The following is a 22567-nucleotide window of genomic DNA, read 5'->3' as shown; positions in this document are numbered from 1 at the left end:
CGGGTGCCGCCGTCGCCCTTTGCCGCCGTCGCCCATTGCACAGCGCAGCTGGTGGGTGCAGCTAGCTGCCGGGGCGCAGCCGCTGAAGCACAGGCTGCACCCGGCCGGCAGCGGCCTTCAAGACGCGCCGCCCGGTCTGCAGTCCCCGGCGCGCCAGGGGCATGGCCTGGGCATAGGCGGGGTAAAGCGGCGAAAGCGGCTTCTCCCAGGTTCCCAGGAGCATGTTTTCGTGCTTGGCGAACTGCTTTTTGAAGTCGGAGATGCCGTCGTTCAGGAGTCCGTTGAAGTCATACCGGCGGCAGCCGTCCTCCCGCATCGCCTGGAGCGCCGCCCATTTCACGCCGTAGTTGACGCGCTGTTTCTGTCCCTCCGCGGACACGCCGCCGTAGAGCTCAAAGGCAGTGGAGCCGCTCCTGGCGAGCCAGACGAACGCCAGGAGCTGTTCGCCGTCGAACGCCCCGATGATGGGTGAGCCGTCCCCCATGTTCCGGAAAATGTCCCGGTAGTACTGGTCCTCGTGGATCCCGAACCCGGCGCGTTCAGCGGTCTCGTGGTAGATCGCGAGCACCTGTTCCAGTTCAGTGTCGTTCTTCACCTTGCGGAACTCCACGTCGCTGCGCATCGCCTTGCGGATGTTGGCACGCGTGGACTTGGACATGTCCGCCATGAGCTCGTCGTCGTTCCTGGTGAGGTCAAGGATCAGCGTGCGCGGGATCAGCACCGTATTGGCGGACGGACGGAATCCCGCGGCAGCCACGGCTCCCGCGAAGACAGAGTCCTGGTCCCAGTCGGGCTCGATGCTCAGGGCAACTCCACGATGGCGGACAGCCGCATGCTCGGCCAGGCTGTTCAGGACAGCCTGCGCGTGTTCCGGGGCGCACATGGGGCCGCGCGGAATGTAGACCAAAGCTCGGAAGGGAAGCGGAAGGCGGCGGACCAGCAACTGGGCGCAGCCGATCGTGCTGCCGGCGTCGTTGATCAGCACGCGGTCCACGGACCAGCCATGCATGGCCTTGGTTTCGCCCCAGCCCCACAACTGTTGCGGATGTCCCTGGAACCGGTCAACGTGGTCGTCCCAGAGGGCGCGGTCAGTACAGGGCACAACAGCAGGAATCATGGCTTCAACCCTATACCAACGGCTTAAACGCCAGGCCCCCGGAGAGCGCTGCGCACTCCGGGGGCCTGGCATTCAAAGCGCGCCGGGCGTCAGCTCTTGCGGGCGTAGCCTTCCCACTTGTCAGCGCGGTGCTCGCCGTCAACGAAGCGGATGGTGCCGGACTTGGAGCGCATGACGATGGACTGGGTGAGGACCTTGTCCTTGGAGTACCGCACGCCCTTCAGCAGGTCGCCGTCGGTGATGCCCGTGGCCGCGAAGTAGCAGTTGTCGCTGGAGACGAGGTCGTTGGTGGAGAGGACCCGCTCCAGGTCGTGGCCGGCGTCGATGGCTTTCTGCTTCTCTTCGTCGCTCGTGGGCCAGAGGCGGCCCTGGATGACACCGCCCAGGGACTTGATGGCGCATGCCGCCACGATGCCCTCGGGGGTGCCGCCGATGCCCATCAGCGCGTCGACGCCCGTCCCGGTACGGGCCGCAGCGATGGCGCCGGCGACGTCGCCGTCCATGATGAACTTGGTGCGCGCGCCGGCTTCACGGATTTCCTCCACCAGCGGCTTGTGGCGGTCGCGGTCGAGGATCATGACGTTGAGCTGGTTGACCTTGACGCCCTTTGCCTTGGCGATAAGGTGCAGGTTCTGCTTGACCGGGAGGCGGAGGTCCACCATGTCCGCGGCTTCGGGACCGGTTACGAGCTTCTCCATGTAGAACACGGCTGAAGGATCGAACATGGAGCCGCGCTCGGCCACGGCGAGGACGGCCAGGGCGTTGTTGATGCCCAAGGCAGTCAGGCGGGTTCCGTCGATGGGGTCGACGGCGACATCGCACTCGGGGCCGGTGCCGTCACCTACGCGCTCTCCGTTGAAGAGCATGGGAGCTTCGTCCTTCTCGCCTTCACCGATGACCACGACGCCGTTGAAGTGGACGGTCTGGAGGAAGGAGCGCATGGCGTCAACTGCGGCGCCGTCGGCCTTGTTCTTGTCGCCGAAGCCCACCCAGTGGCCCCCGGCAATAGCTGCGGCTTCGGTCACGCGGACAAGCTCTAGGGCGAGGTTGCGGTCCGGCTCGTCAATGCCTACGGCAAGCGACGGGGAAATCGTGGAGTACTTCTGGGTCATGGACGCTGGTGACACGTGAACCTCTTCTTCGAGTGGCGATCATTAAACCCGCCCCGCCGGTGCAGCAGCGCGGTGATTCCTCTGCTACCGATCATAGTCGCGAGCCGCTCAACGGGGCGGCGGATGACGCGCCCGCGCAATGTACCGGGCGACGGCGGCAGGAGCCGGCGGGGCCCAAATGGAAGTTGACTGCCGGGATGGGCGACTATAGAGGGGTGAATGACATGCAGGAAAAGACCAGTCCCAGCCCCGAGCCGGCCGGATCCGAGGGCAGCGGCGGGTCCAGCGGCGCGGCAGGAAATGGGCCGGTAAAGCCTGTCATTCCGGCTGCCGCAGCCAAACGCGCCAACGCCTCGGTCATCGGAATGATCATCGCCCTGGTGGTGAGCATTGCCGCGTTCCTGCCCATCATCCTCATGAATCCGCTGCCCAAGAGCGACGGCTACCGCCCGGACATCGACGTCGCGGCCGTCTCGCGCAATGCCACGGATGTGGCAGGATTCACACCCGTCGCGCCGGAGACCGGCAACAGCTTCCGCCCCAACTACGCCCGGTGGGAGGCCGGAACCGGCAACGGCGTACCCACCTGGGAAGTTGGTTACCTGACCCCCAAGGAGTCCTTCATCGGCCTGGTCCAGACCAGGAACGCGAACCCCACCTGGCTGCTTCAGCAGACGCGCAACGCACCTGTCACCGGTTCCCGGAACGCCGGCGGGCAGGAATGGGAGCTTCGGGACACCGGCAAAGGCGAGAAGTCCATGGTGCTGGACTACCGCGGGACCACCGTCGTTTTGTCCGGGGAAGCCCAGCTGGACGAGTTCGCAGCCCTCGCTGACGCCGTCGTCGAATCCCTGGAGAGCAACCCGGCTGTCACAGTTTCACCCTCCCCCGCCGCGGCCCCGTAAGGTAGGCGCGTGACTACCTACCTGACCCCTGCACTTGCCTGGCGCCGGCTTCGTGAAGGCAACGAACGTTTTGTCAACGGTGAGACCTCGCACCCCAACCAGGATGCCTCACGCCGGTCCTCCCTGGTGGAAAACCAGCACCCTTTCGCCGTGATCTTCGGGTGCTCCGATTCCCGGCTCGCCGCTGAGATCATTTTCGACGTCGGCCTGGGCGACGTCTTCGTGGTCCGGACCGCCGGCCAGGTGATCGACGACGCCGTCCTGGGGTCCCTCGAATACAGCATCGGCGTGCTGGGGGTGCCGCTGATCGTAATCCTCGGGCACGACAGCTGCGGTGCCGTGAGCGCCACGAAGTCAGCCGTGGAGACCGGACAGATGCCCGCAGGTTTCATCCGGGACCTCGTGGAACGCATCACGCCCTCCGTCCTGACGTCCCTCCGCAACGACCAAACCGACGTCAACGACATGGTGGTGGAGCACGTTAAGCAGACCTCTGAACGCCTGGTGGACAGCTCCCGTGTGATTTCCGACGCAATTGGCTCGGGCAAGGCTGCCGTGATCGGACTTTCGTACAGCCTGGCCGAGGGCCGCGCGAACCTTGTTTCCGGAATCGGCGACCTCTGACGGCTCCCTGACGGGGCTCCGGCGGGCAGCGTGTAGCAAGCAGTTCACGGTTTTCGGTGCGGCGCCCGGGCGTCCTAAGCTAGCCCCATGACTTCCACTGAAGAGTTCCGCATTGAACATGACACGATGGGCGAAGTCCGCGTCCCCGTGAACGCACTGTACCGCGCGCAGACGCAGCGTGCAGTGGAGAACTTCCCGATTTCCGGCAAGACCCTGGAACCTGCGCACATTGAAGCGCTGGCCCGGGTCAAGAAGGCTGCCGCCCAGGCCAACGCTGAACTGGGTGTGCTCGACGGCGAGCTGGCCAAGGCCATCGCGGCGGCCGCGGATGAGGTAGCCACCGGCAAATATGACGGCGACTTCCCCATCGACGTCTTCCAGACCGGCTCCGGCACGTCCTCCAACATGAACACCAACGAGGTGATCGCCGAGCTGGCCACCCGCGCCCTCAAGGCGGCCGGCAGCGACAAGGTTGTCCACCCGAACGACCACGTCAACGCCTCGCAGTCCTCCAATGACGTCTTCCCCACGTCGGTGCACGTTGCGGCCACCTCCGCCCTGATCAACGACCTCATCCCCGCCCTCGGCTACCTCGCCGAGTCTCTGGAGCGCAAGGCCGCTGAATTCAAGGACGTCGTCAAGTCCGGCCGCACCCACCTGATGGATGCCACCCCCGTGACCCTTGGCCAGGAGTTCGGCGGATACGCGGCCCAGGTCCGCTACGGCATCGAGCGCATCAACGCATCCCTCCCCCGCGTTGCCGAAGTTCCGCTCGGCGGCACGGCAGTTGGCACCGGCATCAACACCCCGGCCGGGTTCCCGGAGCGCGTGATCGAACTGCTGGCCACGGACACGGGTCTCCCCCTGACCGAAGCACGCGACCACTTCGAGGCACAGGCCAACCGCGACGGCCTGATCGAGGCGTCCAGCCAGCTGCGCAACATCGCCATCTCCTTCATGAAGATCAACAACGACCTCCGCTGGATGGGCTCCGGCCCCAACACGGGCCTTGGCGAGATTGCCATTCCGGACCTGCAGCCCGGCTCGTCCATCATGCCCGGCAAGGTCAACCCGGTCATCTGCGAAGCCTCCATCATGGTCGCCGCCCAGGTCATCGGCAACGACACCGCGATCGCGTGGTCCGGCACTAACGGTGCGTTTGAGCTGAACGTCGGCATCCCGGTCATGGCGTCCAACCTGCTGGAATCCATCCGCCTGCTCGCCAACACCAGCCGGGTCATGGCAGACAAGATGATCGACGGCATCACCGCCAACGTGGAGCGTGCCCGCTTCCTGGCCGAGGCATCGCCGTCCATCGTGACCCCGCTGAACAAGTACATCGGTTACGAGAACGCTGCCAAGATCGCCAAGACGGCTGTGGCGGAGGGCCTGACCGTCCGCCAGGCCACCGAGAAGCTGGGCTTCGTGGGTGACGGCGAGGGCCAGGTCTCCGAAGCCGACCTGGCCAAGGCACTTGATGTCACCACGATGACCTCTCCCGCCCACAAGGCGTAGCTTCCGCACTTACCGTTCAAGTACGACGACGGCCGGTACCTTTCCCATGAAAGGTACCGGCCGTCGTCGTTCCTTGGAGTTTTTGTCCAGATATGCAGGCTCCGCCGCGGGCAATGTCAAGTGGTGGGAGCAACGCGGGGTGGTTAGGCCGCTTGCAGCAGCTGGTTTAGCCGGTTGGCTGGGGTATCGAGGTTGAGGGTCGGTCGGGGGCGGCGGTTGAGCTTTGCCGCGATGCGGTTGAGGTCCTCAGGGGTATGGGCCGAGAGGTCGGAGCCTTTTTCGAACCAGAACCGCAGGAGCCGGTTGGTGTTTTCATTGGTGCCGCGCTGCCAGGGCGAGTGCGGGTCGCAGAAATAGAGCGTGGTTTCCAGCGCGGTCTGGATCTTCGCGTAGCCGGCGAGTTCTGTGCCGCGGTCCCAGGTGATCGAGCGGCGCAGGTGCTCCGGGAGGTTCGCCATTTCCCGGATCATCGCGGCGGCGACGGTTTCGGCGGTATGGTCCCCGGGCAGGTGCAGCAGGATCGTGAACCGGGTTGAGCGCTCCACGAGAGTGCCGATCGCGGTCCCGTCAGAACCGATGATCAAGTCACCTTCCCAGTGCCCGGGGACCGCCCGGTCCTGGACCTCGGCGGGGCGTTCGCTGATCTTGAACGCCTCCTTGTAGGGGCTGCTCTTGAGCCGGTCGGCGGTGTGGGGGATGCGTTGTTTACGTTTCAGGCTGAGGTTTTCGGCCAGGTCTTTCCGCAGGCTTCCGCGGGTTTGGACATACAGGGCCTGGTAGATCGTCTCGTGGCTCACCTGCATAGTCTGGTCACCGGCAAAGTAAAACGCCAGCATCGACGAGATCAGCTTCGGACTCCACCCATCGTCCATCCACACCGCGATCAGCCGGCACAAATCCTCGTCCTCGATGAGCTTGAAGGGCTTGGGCCGGCGGCGTGCCTGATGGGCTCTGGTGTGCGCGACTTTAGCGTTGTACCTGCCCTCGGCGTCACAGTTGCGGTTGACCTCCCGCCAGATGACGGACTTGTCCCGTCCGATGGCCGCACCGATCTTCGCGTAGCTCATCCCGGCTTGCCGGCCCATCTGGATCATCCCCCTCTCGGCTTCGCTTAGTGCCCGCCCGCAGGAGACCTCCACGGACGGGGCAGGATCTGCCAGGCCGCCATGGGCCGAGATGCTCAGCGTCATCTGACCAGACTCGGCCCACCACTTCTTCCCGGTCCCGCGCGAGGCTCCGACACGCCGTGCAGCCTCACTGACGGACGCGCCGGAGCACACCAAATCAAGAAAATCATCACGAACATGGACAGGAAACAACTTCGGCATCAAACGCTCCATCAATCAGAACGTTGCAACCACCATATGAATCTGCCGCGGCTCAACCCTCCATACGTGGACAAAACTCCATCACGCCCCCTTAAAGTTGCACCCATTCAGGTGAAGTGCAAAACTTTACTTTGTGAATGATAGTGCAGAATTTGAGGGCGGCCTGCGCGAGCGCAAACGGGCGGCAACCCGCGCCGCGATCACCTCGATCACCCGGAAGCTGACCGCCGAACGCGGCCTCAGCGGCTACACCGTGGAAGAGGTCTGTGAGCAGGCGGAGATTTCCCGCCGGACATTCTTCAACTACTTCCCCACCAAGGAAGACGCCGTCCTGGGCCACATCGACGACGACATTCCCGCGCAGGTCCTGGAGGAATTCATCGCGGGCGGGAACGCCTCGCCCGCCGGGGAAATCTCCCCCACGCTGTTCCAGGACCTCGTCCGGCTTTCCCTGAAGCTCTCCGAGCACATGGCCGCCTCGGAGGAGGAAACCCGCCAGCTGATCGGCGTCGTCAAGAAGGAGCCGCAACTGATCCTCAGGATCATCGGAGTGACCGAGCAGCGCGAAGCCCAGTTCGCCCGCGATGTCGCCCTGCGGGAAGGCGTGGCACCCGACCACCCCGTGGTGCAGATGGCTGTGGTCCTGCTGGGGACCATCGCTCGGAAAAGCAGCATGGCCTACTTCTCCGAGGGCAATACCCGCCCTTACGCCGAGCTGCTGATGGAAAACATCTCTGCCGCCAGCCGGCTCTTTTCACAGCCATTCGAACTCCCGGTACCCGCAGAAGGACACTCATGAGCACCGCCACCAGCCCCAGGGCAGCAGCCGGACCGCTGTTGCTGACGCAAAAACGCATCTGGATCATTTTCTCCGCCCTCATTGCCGGCATGCTGCTCTCCAGCCTGGACCAGACCATCGTCTCCACAGCCATGCCAACGATCGTGGGCAAGCTGGGCGGTGTGGAACACCAGGCCTGGATCACCACCGCCTATCTGCTGGCCACCACCATCGTGATGCCCATCTACGGCAAGTTCGGTGACGTGCTGGGCCGGCGCAACCTGTTCCTGACAGCCATCGCCCTCTTCACCCTGGCTTCGGTAGGCTGTGCCCTTGCCACCGATTTCTGGGGCTTCGTCATCTTCCGCGCTATCCAGGGCCTGGGCGGCGGCGGGCTTATGATCCTCTCGCAGGCCATCATCGCCGACATCGTGCCCGCAAAGGACCGCGGCAAGTACATGGGCCCGCTCGGTGCCGTCTTCGGCCTCTCCGCTGTGGCCGGCCCCCTGCTCGGCGGCTTCTTCGTGGACCACCTGACCTGGGAGTGGGCCTTCTACATCAACATCCCCATCGGCATCGCGGCGTTTGCCATCGCATGGTTCACCCTGACCCTGCCGAACAAGAAGGCAGAAAAGCGGATCGATATCCTGGGCGTCATCCTGCTCTCGGCCGCCACGACCTGCCTCATCTTCTTCACGGACTTCGGCGGCAAGAAGGACGAAGGCTGGGACTCCCCGCTCACGTGGGCCTTTGGCGCAGGCATGGTCCTTTCCGCGGCCGCCTTCGTGATGGTGGAGCGCCGTGCCGAAGATCCCATCATTCCCCTGAGCCTGTTCCGCAACCGCATCTTCGTCAACGCCACGGCAATCGGCTTCACCCTGGGGCTGGGCATGTTCTCCGCGATTGCGTTCGTCCCCACCTTCCTGCAGATGTCCTCCGGCACCTCCGCGGCTGAGTCCGGCCTGCTGATGCTGCCCATGATGGCCGGCCTGATGGGCACGTCCATCTACTCCGGCATCCGCATCTCCAAAACCGGCAAGTACAAGATGTTCCCCATCCTCGGCGCGGCTCTGACCATGGCCGCCATGCTCTGGATGACCACCCTCGCCGCCAGTACCCCCATCTGGATCATTTGCGTCCAGCTGTTCATCTTCGGCGCCGGACTGGGCCTGATCATGCAGGTAGTGGTGCTGGTGGTGCAGAACTCCGTCCCGGCCGACCAGATCGGCACCGCCACAAGCACCAACAACTACTTCCGCGAAGTAGGCGCCGCCATGGGCGTGGCCGTGTTCGGTGCGATTTTCACCAACCGGCTCTCGGAGTCCCTCACCAGCGCCTTTACCGGCGCCGGAGCGTCGGCTGACCAGGCGGCCCAGTCCACCAGCACGCTGGATCCGCAGGCACTCGCCCAGCTTCCGGAGCAGCTGCGCGACGCCATCGTCACCGCCTACGCCGAGTCCCTGGCCCCGGTGTTCTGGTACCTGATCCCCTTCATCGCGGCGGCCCTCATCCTGGCCATCACGCTGAAGCAGATCCCGCTCTCGGACACAGCCGGCATGGTGGCCCGAGGCGAGGCCGTGGGCGGCGAGGAAGCCGAGCGGCTGGCCGCGGCACTGACCGGGCCGGCAGCAGGTGCCGATAAGGCACCTGACGCTGGGGATGGGGACAGCATCAAGGACGACGACGGCGGGCTGGTCTCCCAGCGCAGCTGACCGCCGTCGTACTCCTGCCGGCCGCGGTACAGGAGTGCATGAGGAACCACACAGGGGCGCCGCAATCTTGGGGGTTGCGGCGCCCCTGTGGCGCGGTCAGGGCTCGAAATACGCGGCCTCGGCGGGCGCCAGGGCGCGGTGGATGCTGGTGAGGTGTCCGGCCATGAGTTCAGGCAGTTCATCGAGTCCGAACCAGCCGACCGCCAGGGACTCGTCGTCATTCACCCGCGCAGTTCCGGACACATAGCGGCACAGGAACACAACGTCCAGGAACTCGCACACATCGCCGTTGGGGTACGTAAAGGGACCCCCGGCCCCCACGGACACCACGCGCTCCGGTTCGGCCACCACTGCCGTTTCCTCAAAGATTTCCCGCACCAGCCCGCGTGCAGGCTGCTCGCCGGGCTCGAGCATGCCGCTCACCAGGGCCCACTGCCTGTTGTCTGCCCGTTGGGCCAGCAGCACGCGGCCCCCGTCGTCCACCACCACGCCCCGCACTCCCGGGACCCACAGGGGATCGGTGCCGATTTTCTTGCGAAGCTTCAGGACGTAGTCAGGCGCAGGCATTGTGCCAGCCTACCGAACCGTCTGCCTGCGTTGCCCGCCCCACCCGCCCAGGTCCCTGCGGCTGCGGCTGCGGCTGCGGGTGCGGCTGCGGGTCAGGCCGGAAGCAGCATCGCGGCGGCGGTTCCGGCGAGCATGAACGGGCCGAAGGGGATGGACGATTTGAGCGTCCCCCTGCGTGCAGCCAGGAGTGCGATAGACCAGAGGCCGCCCAAAAGGAAGGCCAGGAAAGTGCCGGCAAACAGATGCCCCCACCCGAGGTAGCCGAGGTACATGCCCAGGACCCCGGCGAGTTTCACGTCTCCGAAGCCCATACCCGGCGGGTAGACCAGCCGGAGGATGAAGTAGAAGAGCCACAGGATGGCGGCCCCGGCCACCACCCGGAGCACCGGCTGGGATGCCAGGCCCGCGACGGGACCAGCAGGACCTTGCTCTGCGCCAGTCCCTGCAAACGCTGCCGCCGCCAGAAGCAGGACGCCGGCCACGGCATAGGACGGGAAAACGATCCTGTTCGGCAGCAGGTGGTGACGGACATCGATCACGGTGAGCCGGACGGCCATCACCGCGTAATAGGCGCACGCGGCAAGCACCAGCCAGAAGGCCGCCGGAGTGTGCTGCCATAGTTCGCCCAGTCGATGGATCACCCTCGGATGCTACTGGATTTCCACGCGCCCACGCACCGCCCGCGCGTAAACTGTGGATATGGCGACGTGGGACTTCCGGCACCGGCCGGATCCGGACAGTGGAGCTGCCCCCACGGACCTTTCAGCCATGTTCCGGAACCTGTGCCGGTCCTCGCCCTGGAAATGGCAGTCGCTGCGTTTCGAGTACTGGAATGAGCCCTTCGCCGAAGCCCCCAGCCCTGCCGCTCCCCTGGTGCGCGCCTGGCTGCGGCGCCCCGGAGCCCTGCGGCTGGAAAGCCCTGAGGGACTGGTCCTGCACAGCACCACGGGCATCAACGATTCCAGGGACGGCCTCTACATAAGCTCCACGCGCAAATCCTGGCTCCTGCCGCCCCACCTGGTGACGCCCGTTTATGACGACTTCGGACTGGTGAGGCGGCGCCCCGAGGCGGCCTACGGGGAGCCTGGCTTTGGCAATGGACGCTTCTCCGCGGCGCTGGATCCGGTAGAGCTCGCAGGCAACGCCCCCGTGCCCCTCGAGTTTCCCGGCAGCAATCCGGTGGAGGTGCAGGAGGTCCGCCGGGTTGAGCATGAGGGCCGGCCGGCGCTTGAGGCCGTGGTGGCCCCGACAGCCGCCTACCATCCGGTGGATCCTGCCGCTCCGCTGTGCATGCCGGGCCGTTCCAGGGTCAGGATGGACCTGGGTACCGGCGTCTGTGTCTCCAGCCGCTCACTTGAACCTGAAACGGACCAGTACGGCCACTGGCTGCGCATCATTGCCGTGGACGAGTACATGCTGGACGATCTCTTCCTGGCGGAATCCATGAACCTCACCGATGTCCGCCGCCACATCAGCTGGGATGTTCCTGCCTGATGTGACAGGTCAGCATTCGGATTCTCGGCTAGGCTTCGCGGATGACTACGCTCAGCTCCGTTTGGCCACTCTTCGGCCTCACCCTGGCCACGCCCCGGCTGGAACTCCGTCCCATCCAGGACCATGAGATCCCGGCGGCGGTTGCAGCGGCCCAGAGCGGCATTCACGAGCCTGGCAGGAACCCCTTCAGCACTCCCTGGACTGCACTCCCTGACGAAGAGCTTGGACCGAACATGGCACGCTGGCACTGGCGCTGCCGCGCCGAGTGCACCCCGGAATCCTGGACGCTCCTCCTGGGCATCTGGCACGAGAACGAGTTGATCGGCTGCCAGGACGTCGGTGCCAAGGACTTCGCCGCGCTGAAGACCGTGAGTACTGGATCATGGCTCAAGCAGTCGGTGCAGGGCCGCGGCTTTGGCAAGGAGATGCGTGCCGCCGTCGTGCTCTACGCGTTCGACTGGCTGGGCGCAGAAGTAGCCGAGTCCGAAGCAGCAGACTGGAACGAGGCCTCCCTGGGCGTCTCCCGCTCCCTCGGCTACGAACTCAACGGCATCACCCGCAAAGCCTGGGGCACCCGGATCGAGACCGTCCAGCACGTCCGCCTCACCCCGGACTCCTTCAAGCGCCCCGACTGGGATTTGCAGGTCCAGGGCCACGACGCAGCAGCGAAGTTCCTCAAAATCACCTGAGCGCCTCACCGTGGCCGGGTTCGTCCGTCCCCAGCGCTTCGCCGTTCACCAGTGTTGTCGGGGAGCGGCTGGGTACGCCGCGCCACAGCCCTTCTCCGTCGCTTAGACACAACGCATAAGGGCACCTTCGGTCGCTGAGCGACCTCCGGTGCCCGATGCGTCGCGATGCGCTCCTACGAGAAGGACTGCGACGCAGCTTGTGCCCCCTGACCCCCGCAAGGCTTGCCTTGGCACACGTCCGGTCCGGGTGCTTCGCGTAGGAGCGCATCGCCGACCAGAGCGCTGCGCAGGTCGCCCAGCGACCGGAGCGGCGCGGCGGGAGGTGTCTAAGCGACGGCGAAGGACTCGGTGCGGACGAACCCTAACCACCGACACGCGAAAGGGCCGTGGCCCGGCGAACCCGGCCACGGCCCTTGCTGCTCAATCGGAGACTAGCCTTCGAGCAGTTCTGTTACCAGTGCGGCGATGGGCGAGCGTTCGGAGCGGGTCAGGGTGATGTGGCCGAAGAGCGGGTGTCCTTTCAGGGTTTCGACGACGGCGGCAATCCCGTCGTGGCGGCCGACGCGGAGGTTGTCGCGCTGGGCGACGTCGTGGGTGAGGACGATCTTTGAGTTCTGCCCGATCCTGCTCATGACGGTAAGCAGGACGTTTTTCTCGAGCGACTGGGCCTCGTCGACAATCACGAAGGCATCGTGGAGGGACCGTCCGCGGATGTGGGTGAGGGGCATGACCTCGAGCATCCCGCGGTCCATGACCTCCTCCACCACTTCCTGGCTCACCAGGGCGCCGAGCGTGTCGAAGACTGCCTGCGCCCAGGGGTTCATTTTTTCGGACTCGGAGCCGGGGAGATAGCCGAGTTCCTGGCCGCCCACAGCGTAGAGGGGCCGGAACACGATGACCTTGCGGTGCTCGCGCCGTTCCAGGACGGCTTCCAGGCCGGCGCACAGCGCCAGGGCCGACTTGCCGGTGCCGGCCCGGCCGCCGATGGACACGATGCCGACGGCGGGATCCATCAGCATGTCGATGGCCAGCCGCTGCTCGGCGGAGCGCCCGTGCAGGCCGAACACGTCGCGGTCGCCTTTGACCAGGCGGACCTGCTTGTCCGGGCCCACCCGGCCAAGGGCGGACCCCCGGTTGGACAGCAGGACCAGGCCGGTGTTGACCGGCATTTCCGCCGCCGCCGGAATGAACACCGGCTCGTGGCCGTACAGGGTTGAGATCTCCTGCTCATTGGCTTCGACCTCGGCAACACCGGTCCAGCCGGAGTCCTTCACCAGTTCGTTGCGGTACTCGTCGGCGGTGAGCCCCATGGCCGAGGCCTTGACCCGCATGGGCAGGTCCTTGGACACCACGGTGACGTTCCTGCCTTCGTTGGCGAGGTTCTTGGCGACGGCGAGGATGCGGCTGTCGTTGTCACCGCTCCGGAAGCCGAGCGGCAGCACCTCGGAGGAGATGTGGTTGAGCTCCACCATGAGGGAGCCGCCGTCGTCACCTATGGGAATGGGCTGGTTCAGTCCGCCGTGTTTAACCCGGAGGTCGTCGAGGAGCCGCAGCGCTTTCCGGGCGAAATAGCCCAGCTCGGGGTCGTGCCGTTTGGACTCCAACTCGGTGATGACCACAACCGGAACAATGACCTCGTGCTCGGCAAAGCGCAGCAGGGCGCGGGGGTCTGACAGCAGGACAGAGGTGTCGATGACGAAGGTGTTAATGGCCAATTCCCTTCCGGAGACAGCAAAACCGGCCGCAGCATCCGCTGCTGAACCGGTTCGTGAGGTGGCTCGCGTGGCGCGAGAGGTAGCTTTCTCTGCCTGGTCCAAAACGACCTTGGGCAGATGTTCAGAAGTAGCCACATCGACTCCAGCCCCGGGCACCAGCCCGGAATTGTTATTGGTGAGGCGGCTCGGCCAGGAGGCCGGGTCCGGCCTCCCATACAACCGGTGCGATGTTTCGCTCCATGTACTGGCCTCCCCGATCAGCCGGCGGTTTTGCCAGCTGATGGATATAACGTAAATCCACGCCAAGTAATTTCCGCAACCATTACGCGGCGATTCCTGTTGCGGTGGCGTGAACTTGTGATGAACCGGAGCTGTCAGGCGCCGTAGCGCCGCTGCCTGCCCGCGTAATCGCGGAGGGCCCGCAGGAAGTCCACTTTGCGGAACGCGGGCCACAATGCCTCGCAGAAGTAGAACTCGCTGTAGGCGCTCTGCCACATCAGGAATCCGGACAGGCGCTGTTCCCCCGATGTCCGGATCACCAGGTCCGGGTCCGGCTGGCCGCGGGTGTAAAGGAAGCGCGAGATGTCATCAACGCAGAGCTCATCCGCAAGCTGGCCGATGTCCCTGCCTTTGGCCACGGCGTCGTGGAGGAGCTCACGCACGGCGTCCACGATTTCCCGGCGGCCGCCGTATCCCACCGCCACATTGACGTGGATCTTCTCCCGTACAGGGGTGCGCGCCGTCAGCTTGTTGAGACGCTCGGCAAGGTAATCCGGAAGAAGCTCGGGAGCCCCCATCGCGTGGACGGAGATATTGGCGTCCTCGTCCAGCCGGTCCAGGGTGTTGGCGATGATACCCATCAGGAGGTCCAGCTCTTCGCTGGACCGGTTCATGTTGTCCGTGGAAAGCATGTACAGGGTGACCACTTTGACTCCGAGCTCCTGGCACCACCCAAGGAACTCGTGGATCTTGTCGGCACCGGCCTGGTGGCCCTGGCTGGTGGGCGCGTTGAACTGCTTGGCCCAGCGGCGGTTCCCGTCCACCATGACGCCGATGTGGCGAGGAATGCGGTCGCGGGCAAGATCCTTCAGCAGCCTGCGCTCGTAGAAGCCATAGAGGAACCCGGGCAACTCCACGCGTCCACTCACCTGACTTCCTCGCTGTACGTACTTGCACATCCTAGGCTACCGTCCGAAGCGCCAAGGGGCCGTTCCACCCGCCCGGAGCAGCCCTCCCCGCAAACCTACCCATCGGTAACTTACTGATCCGTAAGTTATTCTGGGACCATGAACAGGGACACCCCGGACGCCCCCCGGACGCCGCAGCCACAGGACAGTCCCGGCGCGGGAAACGGCGCAGCAAAGGGCGCAACAAACAACCCGATGGACGACGCCGCGGTCCGGCTGGCGGAACTCCTGATGATCAAGCCGAAGTGGCGCGGCTGGATCCATACCGTCACAGCCCCTCTTGCCCTGGCGGCCGGGATCGTCCTGGTGGTCCTTGCGCCGACGGCCGACCGCAAAATCACCTCAGCGATCTACGCGGCCACGGGCGTGCTGCTTTTTGGCGTCAGCGCCGTCTACCACCGGGGCAACTGGTCACCCGGGGTCAAGATCGTCCTCAAGCGGCTGGACCACACCAACATCATGCTGGTGATCGCCGGCAGCTACACACCGCTTGCCTGGACCCTCCTGGAAAGGCCGCAGGCAGTCCTCCTCCTGTGGGTCATCTGGTCAGGGGCCATCCTCGGGGTACTGTTCCGGCTGCTGTGGACAGACGCCCCCCGCTGGCTCTACGTACCCATCTACATTGCCTTGGGCTGCGGCGCCCTCTTCTACCTGCCGCAGTTCTTCCAGGCCAGCGTGTCCGCTGCCGTCCTGATCTGCGTGGGCGGCATCCTGTACATCACCGGGGCAGTCTTCTACGCGCTCAAGAAACCAAACTTCAGCTACCACCACTTCGGGTTCCACGAACTGTTCCATGCCCTGACCGTGGTCGCTTTCGCCGCGCATTTCGCGGCCATCGCCACGGCCGTCCTCAGCTAGGGCAGCCGCACGCCTGGCCGGAGCCAGCGCGGGGCGAAGTCAGTTCGTGCGTCAGGGACGCTGGTCCTGCGCGGGGTCCGTCCCGTCGTCGGCCGTTCCCTGCGCCGCGCCGCCGCGGGCCTGCTGGCCAGGCGCCCCCGCCTCGGCAGCCCCCGCCTCGGCAGCCTCAGCCGCCTCAACGTCCGCCGCAGCAGCGGCAGCCATGCGGTCCTCCTCCACCTGCGCCCGGTAGCGCACGCGGCGGATGCGCCTCACCATGTCAACGATCAGCAGTGCGGTGGCTACTACGAAGAACGCCGTCATGATGAAGCCCAGCAGGCCGGGGGTCACCTGGTCCTCGGAGATCCCCTCACGCAGCGTTGGCGTAGGCAGGGGCGTCGGGGTGGTGGCCAAGCTGAGGAGCAGATGATGCACGGTTATTTACCTTCTGTGGAGCGGGTCGCAGGGGTCGCGGACGGGACGGCGAAAGCGCCAGACCCTAACTTCTACGCGACATAGAAATTGCCGGCTGCTTCTATCTTAGCCCTGCGAACAGATCCCGCTCCGGGAGCTCGGAAGGAACCCGGGAGTGGATCAGCGAGTAATCCTCCCACGGCCAGGCGCGGCGCTGCATGTCGGGGGAAACGGCAAAAAAGAACCCCAGGGGGTCCACCTGCGTGCGGTGGGCACGGAGCGCGTCGTCGCGCACCTCGAAGAAATCGCCGCAATCCACCTGGGTGGTGGTGGGATGCGTGGCGGGCGGCGGCGTGTGGCCCTCGGCATCCGCTTCCAGCCAGGCCGCAAGCCGCTCGGCGTACGGGGACTGGAGTCCAGCTTCCTCCAGGGCGAAGTGCAGTGCCCTGAAGCGTTCCGGGCTGAATGCCCTGTCGTAGTAGAGCTTGCTGGGTTCCCATGGCTTTCCGGCGTCCGGATAGCGCGAACCGTCACCGGCAGCCTCGAAGGCCTCCACGGCAACGCGGTGCGCCATGATGTGGTCCGGATGCGGGTAGCCGCCGTTTTCGTCATAGCTGAGGATGACATGCGGCTTGAAGGACCGGACCAGCCGCACCAGGGGCGCGGCAGCACGCTGCAGGGGCAAAGTGGCGAATGATCCTGCGGGAAGGGGAGGAAGCGGATCGCCTTCAGGAAGGCCGGAGTCCACGAATCCCAGCCATCGCTGCCTGACGCCGAGGATGGCCGCCGCCCGCTGCATCTCAAGGCGCCTGGCACCTGCCATGTCCCGCTTGGGGTGCGGCTCCCCCTCAACGGCCGGGTTCTGGATGTCTCCCCTGGAACCGTCGGTGCACGTGGCCACAAGGACGTCGACGCCGGAGGCAGCGTATTTTGCCATCGTCGCAGCGCCCTTGCTGGACTCGTCGTCCGGATGGGCATGGACGGCGAGCAGCCGTAGAGGCGCCTGGGTGGTGCTGGACGCTGTCATCGAAGGACGGCTCCTTATTCTTCTGCTGCCTGTGGCCGCTGATCGGATCGCTTGAACGGGCGGACGCCTGGCGGGGCTGCTGACAAGCCGCCCCCGGAAAGGGCACTAAACTGGTGAGGTGACTTCCCCGGACCAGCCGGCCCAACCCGCGCCCGCAGACACTAGCCTAGCCAATCGCTATGGGGCTAAAAAGCGCAGGCTTACGCCGAAAGCCAAACGCATCATTGGCGGGGCGGCACTGGCTGCAGGAATCGGATTCCTGGCCTGGGTTTCCACGTCCCAGTCATTGTCCGATGTCTCGTTCAAGGACATCGGCTACAGCACCACGGATGCCACCCTGGCGGAGGTGGACTTCCAGGTCACGCGCGAGCCCGGCACCGCCGTCAAGTGCGCCGTCAAGGCACTGGATTCCAAGTTTGCAGTGGTGGGATGGAAGGTTGTGGATGTTCCTCCCACGGAGGCCACTGGAACAGCCGACGGCGGCCGCACGGTTGCCCAGCGCGTGGCCGTGCGCACCGAATCACTCTCCGTATCCGGCGTGGTGGACAGCTGCTGGGCTGCCGGTACGTAGCACCGGCACACGGCACCAAAAATCTTGGCCGGAGCCAAGGCAGGGCGTGTGACGTGCGCCGCTTCCGTGTTGGGTTAAGTCCAAGGGATTGACTACAATGGATCAATACCTTTACCCCGCTGAGCTGGTTACTGTTCCACAAGTGGCCACCGTGGCGGGGTCTTTTGCATGTAGGACCACCAGAGGAGAAGTCCGTGTCTACCACCAACAGCGCAGCTGCAGCCTGGCTCACCCAGGAAGCTTTTGACCGCCTGAAGGCAGAGCTGGACCACCTTTCCGGCGCAGGCCGGGCAGAGATCGTCCAGAAGATTGAAGCAGCCCGGCAAGAGGGGGACCTCAAGGAAAACGGTGGCTACCACGCAGCCAAGGAGGAGCAGGGCAAGATTGAGGCCCGCATCCGCCAGCTCACCGCGTTGCTCCGCGACGCCCACGTGGGCGAGGCTCCGGCAGACGACGGAATCGTGGAGCCCGGCATGATCGTGGTAGCCAAGATCGCCGGCGACGAAGAAACGTTCCTGCTCGGATCCCGTGAAATTGCCGGCGATTCCGACCTGGACGTCTTCAGCGAAAAGTCGCCGCTGGGTGCCGCCATCCTGGGGCACAAGGAAGGGGACTCCCTGAGCTATGTGGCGCCCAACGGCAAGGACATCAAGGTGGAGATCCTGTCCGCCAAGCCGTACGCCGCCTGACCGCTGCCAGCCGGCAGCGACATACAAACGCTGGCCGCCCCGGAAAGGGGCGGCCAGCGTTTTGCGTTGATGTGCCAGATACCTACAGGGCCGGGCCAGGGGCGCGGCTGCGGCGCCGCAGCAGCAGGGCCGCCACCACTCCCCCGGCCGCTCCGCCCAGGTGGGCCTGCCAGGAAATGTAGCCGGCGCCGATGGGCAGGACACCCAGCAGGATGCTCCCGTAACCCATAAAGAGGACTACCGCCAGGAGGATCTGGCGCCAGCTGCGGTTGATGAACCCGCGCACCAGCAGGAACGAAAACAGCCCGAAAACCAGGCCCGAGGCGCCCACTGTGATGCCGCCGTCGCCAATCAGCCAGACCGTGAGGCCGGAGCCCAGCCAGCTGAAGGCCAGTGCGGTCAGGAATACCCGGAGTCCCGAGAGGAACACCAGGAAACCAAAAATGATCAGCGGCAGGCTGTTGGAGAGCAGATGGTTCAGGTTTGCGTGCAGGAGCGGGAAAGTGACGATGTCCAGCAGCCCGTCGGCGCTCCTGGGCCGGAGCCCGAACGTTGCGTTGAGCGAGCGGAGCATCACCATGTTGAACAGCTCGATGACAAAGAGCAGAACCACGAAGCTGCCCAGCACCAGCAGGCCGCCCTTGGCGCGGGCGGCCACGGTCCTGCGCTGCCCGAAGCTTCCGTTTCCCGTCAGTCCGGCCATGGAATTTCCTAATGCACCACGATGGGCTGGAAGCCTTCCGCACGGAGGGCGCTGAGCACCTGTTCCCCGTGCTCGTGGCCCTTCGTTTCCAGGTTCACCGTGATGGACACGTCTCCCATGCTGATGGAGCCGCCCACCCGGGTGTGGTCCAGGCCTGTGACGTTGGCATCGTTCTCGGCGATGATCCTGGCGATGGTGGCCAGGGAACCGGGGCGGTCATCGAGCATCATGCGGACCGTCATGTAGCGCCCTGCAGCGGAGAGGCCCCGCTGGATGACCTTGAGCATGAGCATGGGGTCGATGTTGCCGCCCGAGAGGACCACCACCGTGGTTCCCGGATTTTCGATCTTGCCGTCCATCAGCGCCGCCACGCCAACCGCGCCGGCAGGTTCCACCACCATCTTGGCCCGCTCCAGAAGGAAGATCAGGGCACGGGCCAGCGAATCTTCGCTGACGGTCACGACGTCGTCCACGAGTTCGCGGATGATGCTGAACGGGAGCTGCCCGGGACGGCCGACGGCGATGCCGTCCGCCATGGTGGACACCTTCTTCAGGGGCACCAGCGCATCAGCGGCCAGTGACGGGGGGTAGGCAGCGGCGTTCTCCGCCTGGACCCCGATGATCCGGATCTCCCGCCCCAGCTCCTTGGCCCGGGCTTTGATGGCGACGGCGACCCCCGCCAGGAGTCCACCGCCCCCGACGCCCATGAGGATGGTATCCACGTTGGGTACCTGCTCAAGGATTTCCAGCCCCAGGGTTCCCTGTCCTGCCACGACGTCGACGTTGTCGAACGGGTGCACAAAGACGGTCCCCGTCTCGTTGCTGTACCGCTGGGCTTCCGCGAGCGCCTCGTCAACGTTGTGGCCGTGCAGGATGACCTCCGCGCCGTGGCTGCGGGTGGCGGCCAGCTTGGGAAGTGCAACACCCAGTGGCATGTAGATGCGGGCTTTGATGCCCAGGCTCTTGGCCGCCACGGCTACGCCCTGGGCGTGGTTGCCTGCAGAGGCTGCCACTACACCGCGCTTTTTCTCCTCGGGGGAAAGTTTGGCCATCCGGACGTAGGCGCCGCGAACTTTGAACGATCCGGCGCGCTGGAGGTTTTCGCACTTGAAGTACACATCCCCGCCGGCCAGCTTCCCGAGGGCGCGGGACGATTCCACCGGTGTACGCGCAATAATCCCGTCGAGCAGCTTCTGCGCCTCCAGGACATCGTCCAGCGTGACGGGAAGGGTTTCAAGGATGTTCACGGACTATTCTCCTCTGGATTCGGCCCCTGCGCCCGGTTCCGCAGTGGGAGGGGCATCAGGTAGTTCTGATTTGGTGCCGGCGGCGGCGCCCTTGCCGCGTTTGAGTCCGGCCGGCGGCCGGACGTCCCGGATGGTGTTGTCCGGTCCTGCGCCTGCCGTCATGGGTCCTCCGGCGAAAGCCGGCACTTGTTCATGTTCCCACGTTCTGGCGGCGATGTAGCGAATGGAGGAATTTGCGACGGCGAGGATGGGCACCGAGAACAGGGCGCCAGGGATGCCTGCCAGATAGGATCCTGCGGCTACCGAGAGGATTACCGCCACCGGGTGCAGTGCGACTGCCTTGCCCATGATCAGCGGCTGCAGGATGTGGCTTTCCAGCTGCTGGACGAGGAGCACGATGCCCAGCATGATCAGGGCGTTGATGGGGCCGTTCGCCACCAGTGCCAGGAGGACTGCGATAGCGCCGGTGACAAGGGCGCCGACAATCGGGATAAACGAACCGATGAAAACGAGCACGCTGAGGGGCAGCGCCAGTGGCACCCCGATGATGGCGGCACCCGCGCCGATTCCCACTGCGTCCACGAATGCCACGAACATCTGAATGCGCGCGTAGCTGACCATGGAGGTCCAGCCCTTGCGGCCGGCACCGAAAGCTGCCGCCCTGGCTTTCCTGGGAAGCAGCCGGACCAGGAAGGTCCAGATCCGCTCTCCTTCCAGGAGGAAGAAGATGAGGATGAACAGCGCCAGGATGAGCCCGGCGGCAAAGTGCCCGGCCGTGCTGCCGAAGGAGAGCGCCCCGCTGACGATGCTGCTGGTGTTGTCCTGCAGGGCCGTGGTTGCTTCCTGCAGGTATTGGTCCATCTGGGCTGCGGTCAGGTGCAGCGGTCCGTCGGACAGCCAGTCCTGGATCTGCTTGACCCCGGCGAGCGCCTCCGACCAGAGTTCGCCGAAGCCTGAAACCAGCTGCCTTCCCACCAGCGCCAGCGACCCGCCGATCAGGCCGATGAAGCCCACAACGGTGACGGCAACGGCCGCGCCGGACGGCAGCCTGTAGCGCTTGAGCCACCGCACCACCGGACTGAGGAGCCCGGCGAGGAGGGCAGCCACCATGACTGGGATGATGAGGAAGCTGATCCGGCTCAGCAGCCAGACGAGTGCACCCCCCACCAGGAGGATCAACCCTACGCGCCAGGCCCAGGAGGCTGCGATGCGTACGCCGTAAGGTATGTCCCGGTCCAGTTCGCGGTCCGCGAGGACCCGGACAGGCTCGCTGGAAGCAGGCTGTTGCTGGCGTGGAGCGGGGCTGGGGGAGGTAACGGCATCCTCTGCTGGCGTCATAGCCTAATACTTCCCCAGCGGAAGCTTATTCGGAAAACCGCTACCCGCCGGCCCCCGGGGTGTAGTCAATCCCCCACTCGATCGTGAACGATCCGCCGGGGCTAAGCCAGCGCAGGCCGTCCCCGGAGTTGAAGGCGTTGGCGGGCCCGGTCATCGGTTCAACGGCCACGGCACGGCTGCGGCCCGGGTACTGGGTGCTGACAAAGACGTGGACGTAACGGCAGGCTTCGTCCTGCCACAGGCTTACCTGGCTGCCGTCCGGCGCCGACAGCGTGTGGCGGGCCTTTCCTGCTTCGAAGCGCAGGTCCGTCAGGGCCACATCCACGTCGAGGGCCGCAATGTTCAGCCCTGCCCTGAAGTCCGAATCGCCCTGCACGGGAGCGGCACTGCGTGGAATGAGGCGGTCATCGGCCACCAGGCGCGTCTCTGCCGCTACCGTCAGGACCAGTTCGTCAATGGGCACATCACCCAGCCTCAGGTAGGGGTGGGCCCCCAGGACGAAGGGCGCAGGCTCCTTGGCATCGTTGACCAGGCTCTGGCGGACCACGAGCCCCAGGTCCCCGTCGATCGTATACTGCACCCGGTGCCGCGCCAGGAAGGGATACCCATGCTGCGGGAAGATGGTGGCTTCGAGGGTGACGGAGTGTTCGGACTCATCCACGAGGGCGTAGGCGGAGTTGCGGAGGAGGCCGTGGCTGGCGTTGTTCCTGGCAACCTCGGTGATGTCCAGCTGCTGCTTTTTGCCGTTCAGGAACCAGACGCCGTCCTCCACGCGGTTTGCCCAGGGCGCCAAGGTGATGCCCGTGGCACCGGGCGGAATGTCGTCGTCCCCGTACGTCTCGGTCAGGAGGGTTCCTCCCCTGCTGAAGGAGCGGAGCCCTGCGGCCAGCTCGGTCACTACGGCCGAAGCGTCGCCGCGGCGGAGTTCATACTGCCTGCCGGTGGCATAGCCCTGCAGTGTTGGCGCGGATTCCTCGGGTGAACTGGAAGTCATGAGC

General features: G+C 65.3%; 23 protein-coding genes. 10 read left to right on the top strand and 13 right to left on the bottom strand.

Features of this window, described 5'->3' with window-relative positions:
• Positions 1 to 61: 61 nt before the first annotated feature.
• Both ABRP28_RS01800 and glpX read right to left on the bottom strand, forming a co-directional pair.
• Positions 62 to 1117 (bottom strand): peptidoglycan bridge formation glycyltransferase FemA/FemB family protein, encoded by a 1056-nt coding sequence (locus ABRP28_RS01800; protein WP_350003809.1) that lies wholly within the window; start codon positions 1115 to 1117, stop codon positions 62 to 64.
• Positions 1118 to 1206: 89 nt separating this feature from the next.
• Positions 1207 to 2229 carry a class II fructose-bisphosphatase gene (glpX, locus tag ABRP28_RS01795; protein WP_174175542.1) on the bottom strand — a complete coding sequence of 341 codons (1023 nt, stop codon included), beginning with the start codon at positions 2227 to 2229 and terminating at the stop codon, positions 1207 to 1209.
• Between the two features lie 224 nt (positions 2230 to 2453).
• Between glpX and ABRP28_RS01790 the strand changes: the two genes are divergently transcribed.
• From ABRP28_RS01790 to ABRP28_RS01780, 3 genes are all read left to right on the top strand, one after another.
• On the top strand, positions 2454 to 3134 hold the full coding sequence (locus tag ABRP28_RS01790; RefSeq protein ID WP_350003817.1) for a DUF4245 domain-containing protein: 681 nt from the start codon (positions 2454 to 2456) through the stop codon (positions 3132 to 3134).
• 9 nt (positions 3135 to 3143) lie between these two features.
• Positions 3144 to 3758 carry a carbonic anhydrase gene (locus tag ABRP28_RS01785; RefSeq protein ID WP_231457959.1) on the top strand — a complete coding sequence of 205 codons (615 nt, stop codon included), beginning with the start codon at positions 3144 to 3146 and terminating at the stop codon, positions 3756 to 3758.
• An 87-nt stretch (positions 3759 to 3845) separates the two neighbouring features.
• Complete coding sequence (locus tag ABRP28_RS01780) at positions 3846 to 5273, top strand: class II fumarate hydratase (protein ID WP_350003810.1); 1428 nt, start codon at positions 3846 to 3848, stop codon at positions 5271 to 5273.
• Positions 5274 to 5416: 143 nt separating this feature from the next.
• Here ABRP28_RS01780 and ABRP28_RS01775 read toward each other — a convergent pair whose 3' ends face one another.
• Complete coding sequence (locus tag ABRP28_RS01775; RefSeq protein ID WP_374152828.1) at positions 5417 to 6601, bottom strand: IS30 family transposase; 1185 nt, start codon at positions 6599 to 6601, stop codon at positions 5417 to 5419.
• A gap of 133 nt (positions 6602 to 6734) precedes the next feature.
• On the opposite strand from ABRP28_RS01775, the gene ABRP28_RS01770 reads away from it, so the two are divergent.
• A complete protein-coding gene (locus ABRP28_RS01770) occupies positions 6735 to 7400 on the top strand; it encodes a TetR family transcriptional regulator (RefSeq protein ID WP_350006127.1) in 666 nt (221 codons plus the stop codon).
• Entirely contained in the window at positions 7397 to 9091 is a 1695-nt protein-coding gene (locus ABRP28_RS01765) for an MDR family MFS transporter (RefSeq protein ID WP_350006129.1), read from the top strand. Before ABRP28_RS01770 ends, ABRP28_RS01765 begins: the two co-directional genes overlap by 4 nt.
• Before the next feature lie 96 nt (positions 9092 to 9187).
• Here ABRP28_RS01765 and ABRP28_RS01760 read toward each other — a convergent pair whose 3' ends face one another.
• Together ABRP28_RS01760 and ABRP28_RS01755 are read right to left on the bottom strand one after the other, a co-directional pair.
• Positions 9188 to 9658, bottom strand: a complete 471-nt coding sequence (locus ABRP28_RS01760; RefSeq protein ID WP_350006131.1) for an NUDIX domain-containing protein — start codon at positions 9656 to 9658, stop codon at positions 9188 to 9190.
• Positions 9659 to 9750: 92 nt separating this feature from the next.
• Positions 9751 to 10299, bottom strand: coding sequence for an A24 family peptidase (locus tag ABRP28_RS01755; protein ID WP_231457768.1), 549 nt, complete (start codon positions 10297 to 10299; stop codon positions 9751 to 9753).
• A gap of 58 nt (positions 10300 to 10357) precedes the next feature.
• On the opposite strand from ABRP28_RS01755, the gene ABRP28_RS01750 reads away from it, so the two are divergent.
• Complete coding sequence (locus ABRP28_RS01750) at positions 10358 to 11152, top strand: hypothetical protein (protein ID WP_350006133.1); 795 nt, start codon at positions 10358 to 10360, stop codon at positions 11150 to 11152.
• Positions 11153 to 11193: 41 nt separating this feature from the next.
• Positions 11194 to 11841 (top strand): GNAT family protein, encoded by a 648-nt coding sequence (locus tag ABRP28_RS01745; protein ID WP_350006135.1) that lies wholly within the window; start codon positions 11194 to 11196, stop codon positions 11839 to 11841.
• 431 nt (positions 11842 to 12272) lie between these two features.
• Here ABRP28_RS01745 and ABRP28_RS01740 read toward each other — a convergent pair whose 3' ends face one another.
• Both ABRP28_RS01740 and ABRP28_RS01735 read right to left on the bottom strand, forming a co-directional pair.
• Positions 12273 to 13691 carry a PhoH family protein gene (locus tag ABRP28_RS01740; RefSeq protein WP_350006137.1) on the bottom strand — a complete coding sequence of 473 codons (1419 nt, stop codon included), beginning with the start codon at positions 13689 to 13691 and terminating at the stop codon, positions 12273 to 12275.
• A 239-nt stretch (positions 13692 to 13930) separates the two neighbouring features.
• Positions 13931 to 14692: an isoprenyl transferase gene (locus ABRP28_RS01735; RefSeq protein WP_350006157.1), complete on the bottom strand. Its 762-nt coding sequence runs from the start codon at positions 14690 to 14692 to the stop codon at positions 13931 to 13933.
• Positions 14693 to 14938: 246 nt separating this feature from the next.
• Between ABRP28_RS01735 and ABRP28_RS01730 the strand changes: the two genes are divergently transcribed.
• Entirely contained in the window at positions 14939 to 15601 is a 663-nt protein-coding gene (locus ABRP28_RS01730) for a hemolysin III family protein (protein WP_350006159.1), read from the top strand.
• Positions 15602 to 15652: 51 nt separating this feature from the next.
• Here ABRP28_RS01730 and ABRP28_RS01725 read toward each other — a convergent pair whose 3' ends face one another.
• Together ABRP28_RS01725 and mca are read right to left on the bottom strand one after the other, a co-directional pair.
• Positions 15653 to 16015, bottom strand: a complete 363-nt coding sequence (locus ABRP28_RS01725) for a hypothetical protein (protein WP_350006139.1) — start codon at positions 16013 to 16015, stop codon at positions 15653 to 15655.
• Positions 16016 to 16115: 100 nt separating this feature from the next.
• Entirely contained in the window at positions 16116 to 17021 is a 906-nt protein-coding gene (mca, locus tag ABRP28_RS01720; RefSeq protein WP_350006141.1) for a mycothiol conjugate amidase Mca, read from the bottom strand.
• 118 nt (positions 17022 to 17139) lie between these two features.
• Between mca and ABRP28_RS01715 the strand changes: the two genes are divergently transcribed.
• Together ABRP28_RS01715 and greA are read left to right on the top strand one after the other, a co-directional pair.
• Complete coding sequence (locus ABRP28_RS01715; protein ID WP_350006143.1) at positions 17140 to 17592, top strand: DUF4307 domain-containing protein; 453 nt, start codon at positions 17140 to 17142, stop codon at positions 17590 to 17592.
• 194 nt (positions 17593 to 17786) lie between these two features.
• Complete coding sequence (gene greA, locus ABRP28_RS01710; protein ID WP_231457761.1) at positions 17787 to 18281, top strand: transcription elongation factor GreA; 495 nt, start codon at positions 17787 to 17789, stop codon at positions 18279 to 18281.
• Positions 18282 to 18363: 82 nt separating this feature from the next.
• On the opposite strand, the gene ABRP28_RS01705 is transcribed toward greA, so the two are convergent.
• Genes ABRP28_RS01705 through ABRP28_RS01690 form a run of 4 tightly spaced genes read right to left on the bottom strand, consistent with a single transcriptional unit; the run spans position 18364 to position 22563 of the window.
• On the bottom strand, positions 18364 to 18984 hold the full coding sequence (locus tag ABRP28_RS01705) for a rhomboid family intramembrane serine protease (RefSeq protein ID WP_350006145.1): 621 nt from the start codon (positions 18982 to 18984) through the stop codon (positions 18364 to 18366).
• Positions 18985 to 18992: 8 nt separating this feature from the next.
• Positions 18993 to 20231 (bottom strand): threonine ammonia-lyase, encoded by a 1239-nt coding sequence (gene ilvA, locus ABRP28_RS01700; RefSeq protein ID WP_350006147.1) that lies wholly within the window; start codon positions 20229 to 20231, stop codon positions 18993 to 18995.
• A 3-nt stretch (positions 20232 to 20234) separates the two neighbouring features.
• Positions 20235 to 21569: an AI-2E family transporter gene (locus ABRP28_RS01695; protein WP_350006149.1), complete on the bottom strand. Its 1335-nt coding sequence runs from the start codon at positions 21567 to 21569 to the stop codon at positions 20235 to 20237.
• Between the two features lie 40 nt (positions 21570 to 21609).
• On the bottom strand, positions 21610 to 22563 hold the full coding sequence (locus ABRP28_RS01690) for an aldose 1-epimerase family protein (protein WP_350006151.1): 954 nt from the start codon (positions 22561 to 22563) through the stop codon (positions 21610 to 21612).
• Between the last annotated feature and the right edge of the window lie 4 nt (positions 22564 to 22567).

The sequence above is a fragment of the Pseudarthrobacter sp. WHRI 8279 genome (assembly GCF_040224115.2).
GTDB lineage: Bacteria > Actinomycetota > Actinomycetes > Actinomycetales > Micrococcaceae > Arthrobacter.
The sequence above is the reverse complement of the archived record's forward strand: the minus strand, read 5'-3'. Positions and strand labels throughout refer to the sequence as shown.

Coding starts and splice junctions, on each gene's coding strand:
- ABRP28_RS01690 (WP_350006151.1), bottom strand. CDS start 22,563: ATGACTTCCAGTTCACCCGAGGAATCCGCGCCAACACTGCAGGGCTAT.
- ABRP28_RS01790 (WP_350003817.1), top strand. CDS start 2,454: ATGCAGGAAAAGACCAGTCCCAGCCCCGAGCCGGCCGGATCCGAGGGC.
- ABRP28_RS01695 (WP_350006149.1), bottom strand. CDS start 21,569: ATGACGCCAGCAGAGGATGCCGTTACCTCCCCCAGCCCCGCTCCACGC.
- glpX (WP_174175542.1), bottom strand. CDS start 2,229: ATGACCCAGAAGTACTCCACGATTTCCCCGTCGCTTGCCGTAGGCATT.
- mca (WP_350006141.1), bottom strand. CDS start 17,021: ATGACAGCGTCCAGCACCACCCAGGCGCCTCTACGGCTGCTCGCCGTC.
- ABRP28_RS01800 (WP_350003809.1), bottom strand. CDS start 1,117: ATGATTCCTGCTGTTGTGCCCTGTACTGACCGCGCCCTCTGGGACGAC.
- ABRP28_RS01775 (WP_374152828.1), bottom strand. CDS start 6,601: ATGCCGAAGTTGTTTCCTGTCCATGTTCGTGATGATTTTCTTGATTTG.
- ABRP28_RS01730 (WP_350006159.1), top strand. CDS start 14,939: ATGGACGACGCCGCGGTCCGGCTGGCGGAACTCCTGATGATCAAGCCG.
- ABRP28_RS01760 (WP_350006131.1), bottom strand. CDS start 9,658: ATGCCTGCGCCTGACTACGTCCTGAAGCTTCGCAAGAAAATCGGCACC.
- ABRP28_RS01765 (WP_350006129.1), top strand. CDS start 7,397: ATGAGCACCGCCACCAGCCCCAGGGCAGCAGCCGGACCGCTGTTGCTG.
- ABRP28_RS01780 (WP_350003810.1), top strand. CDS start 3,846: ATGACTTCCACTGAAGAGTTCCGCATTGAACATGACACGATGGGCGAA.
- ABRP28_RS01705 (WP_350006145.1), bottom strand. CDS start 18,984: ATGGCCGGACTGACGGGAAACGGAAGCTTCGGGCAGCGCAGGACCGTG.
- ABRP28_RS01745 (WP_350006135.1), top strand. CDS start 11,194: ATGACTACGCTCAGCTCCGTTTGGCCACTCTTCGGCCTCACCCTGGCC.
- ABRP28_RS01750 (WP_350006133.1), top strand. CDS start 10,358: ATGGCGACGTGGGACTTCCGGCACCGGCCGGATCCGGACAGTGGAGCT.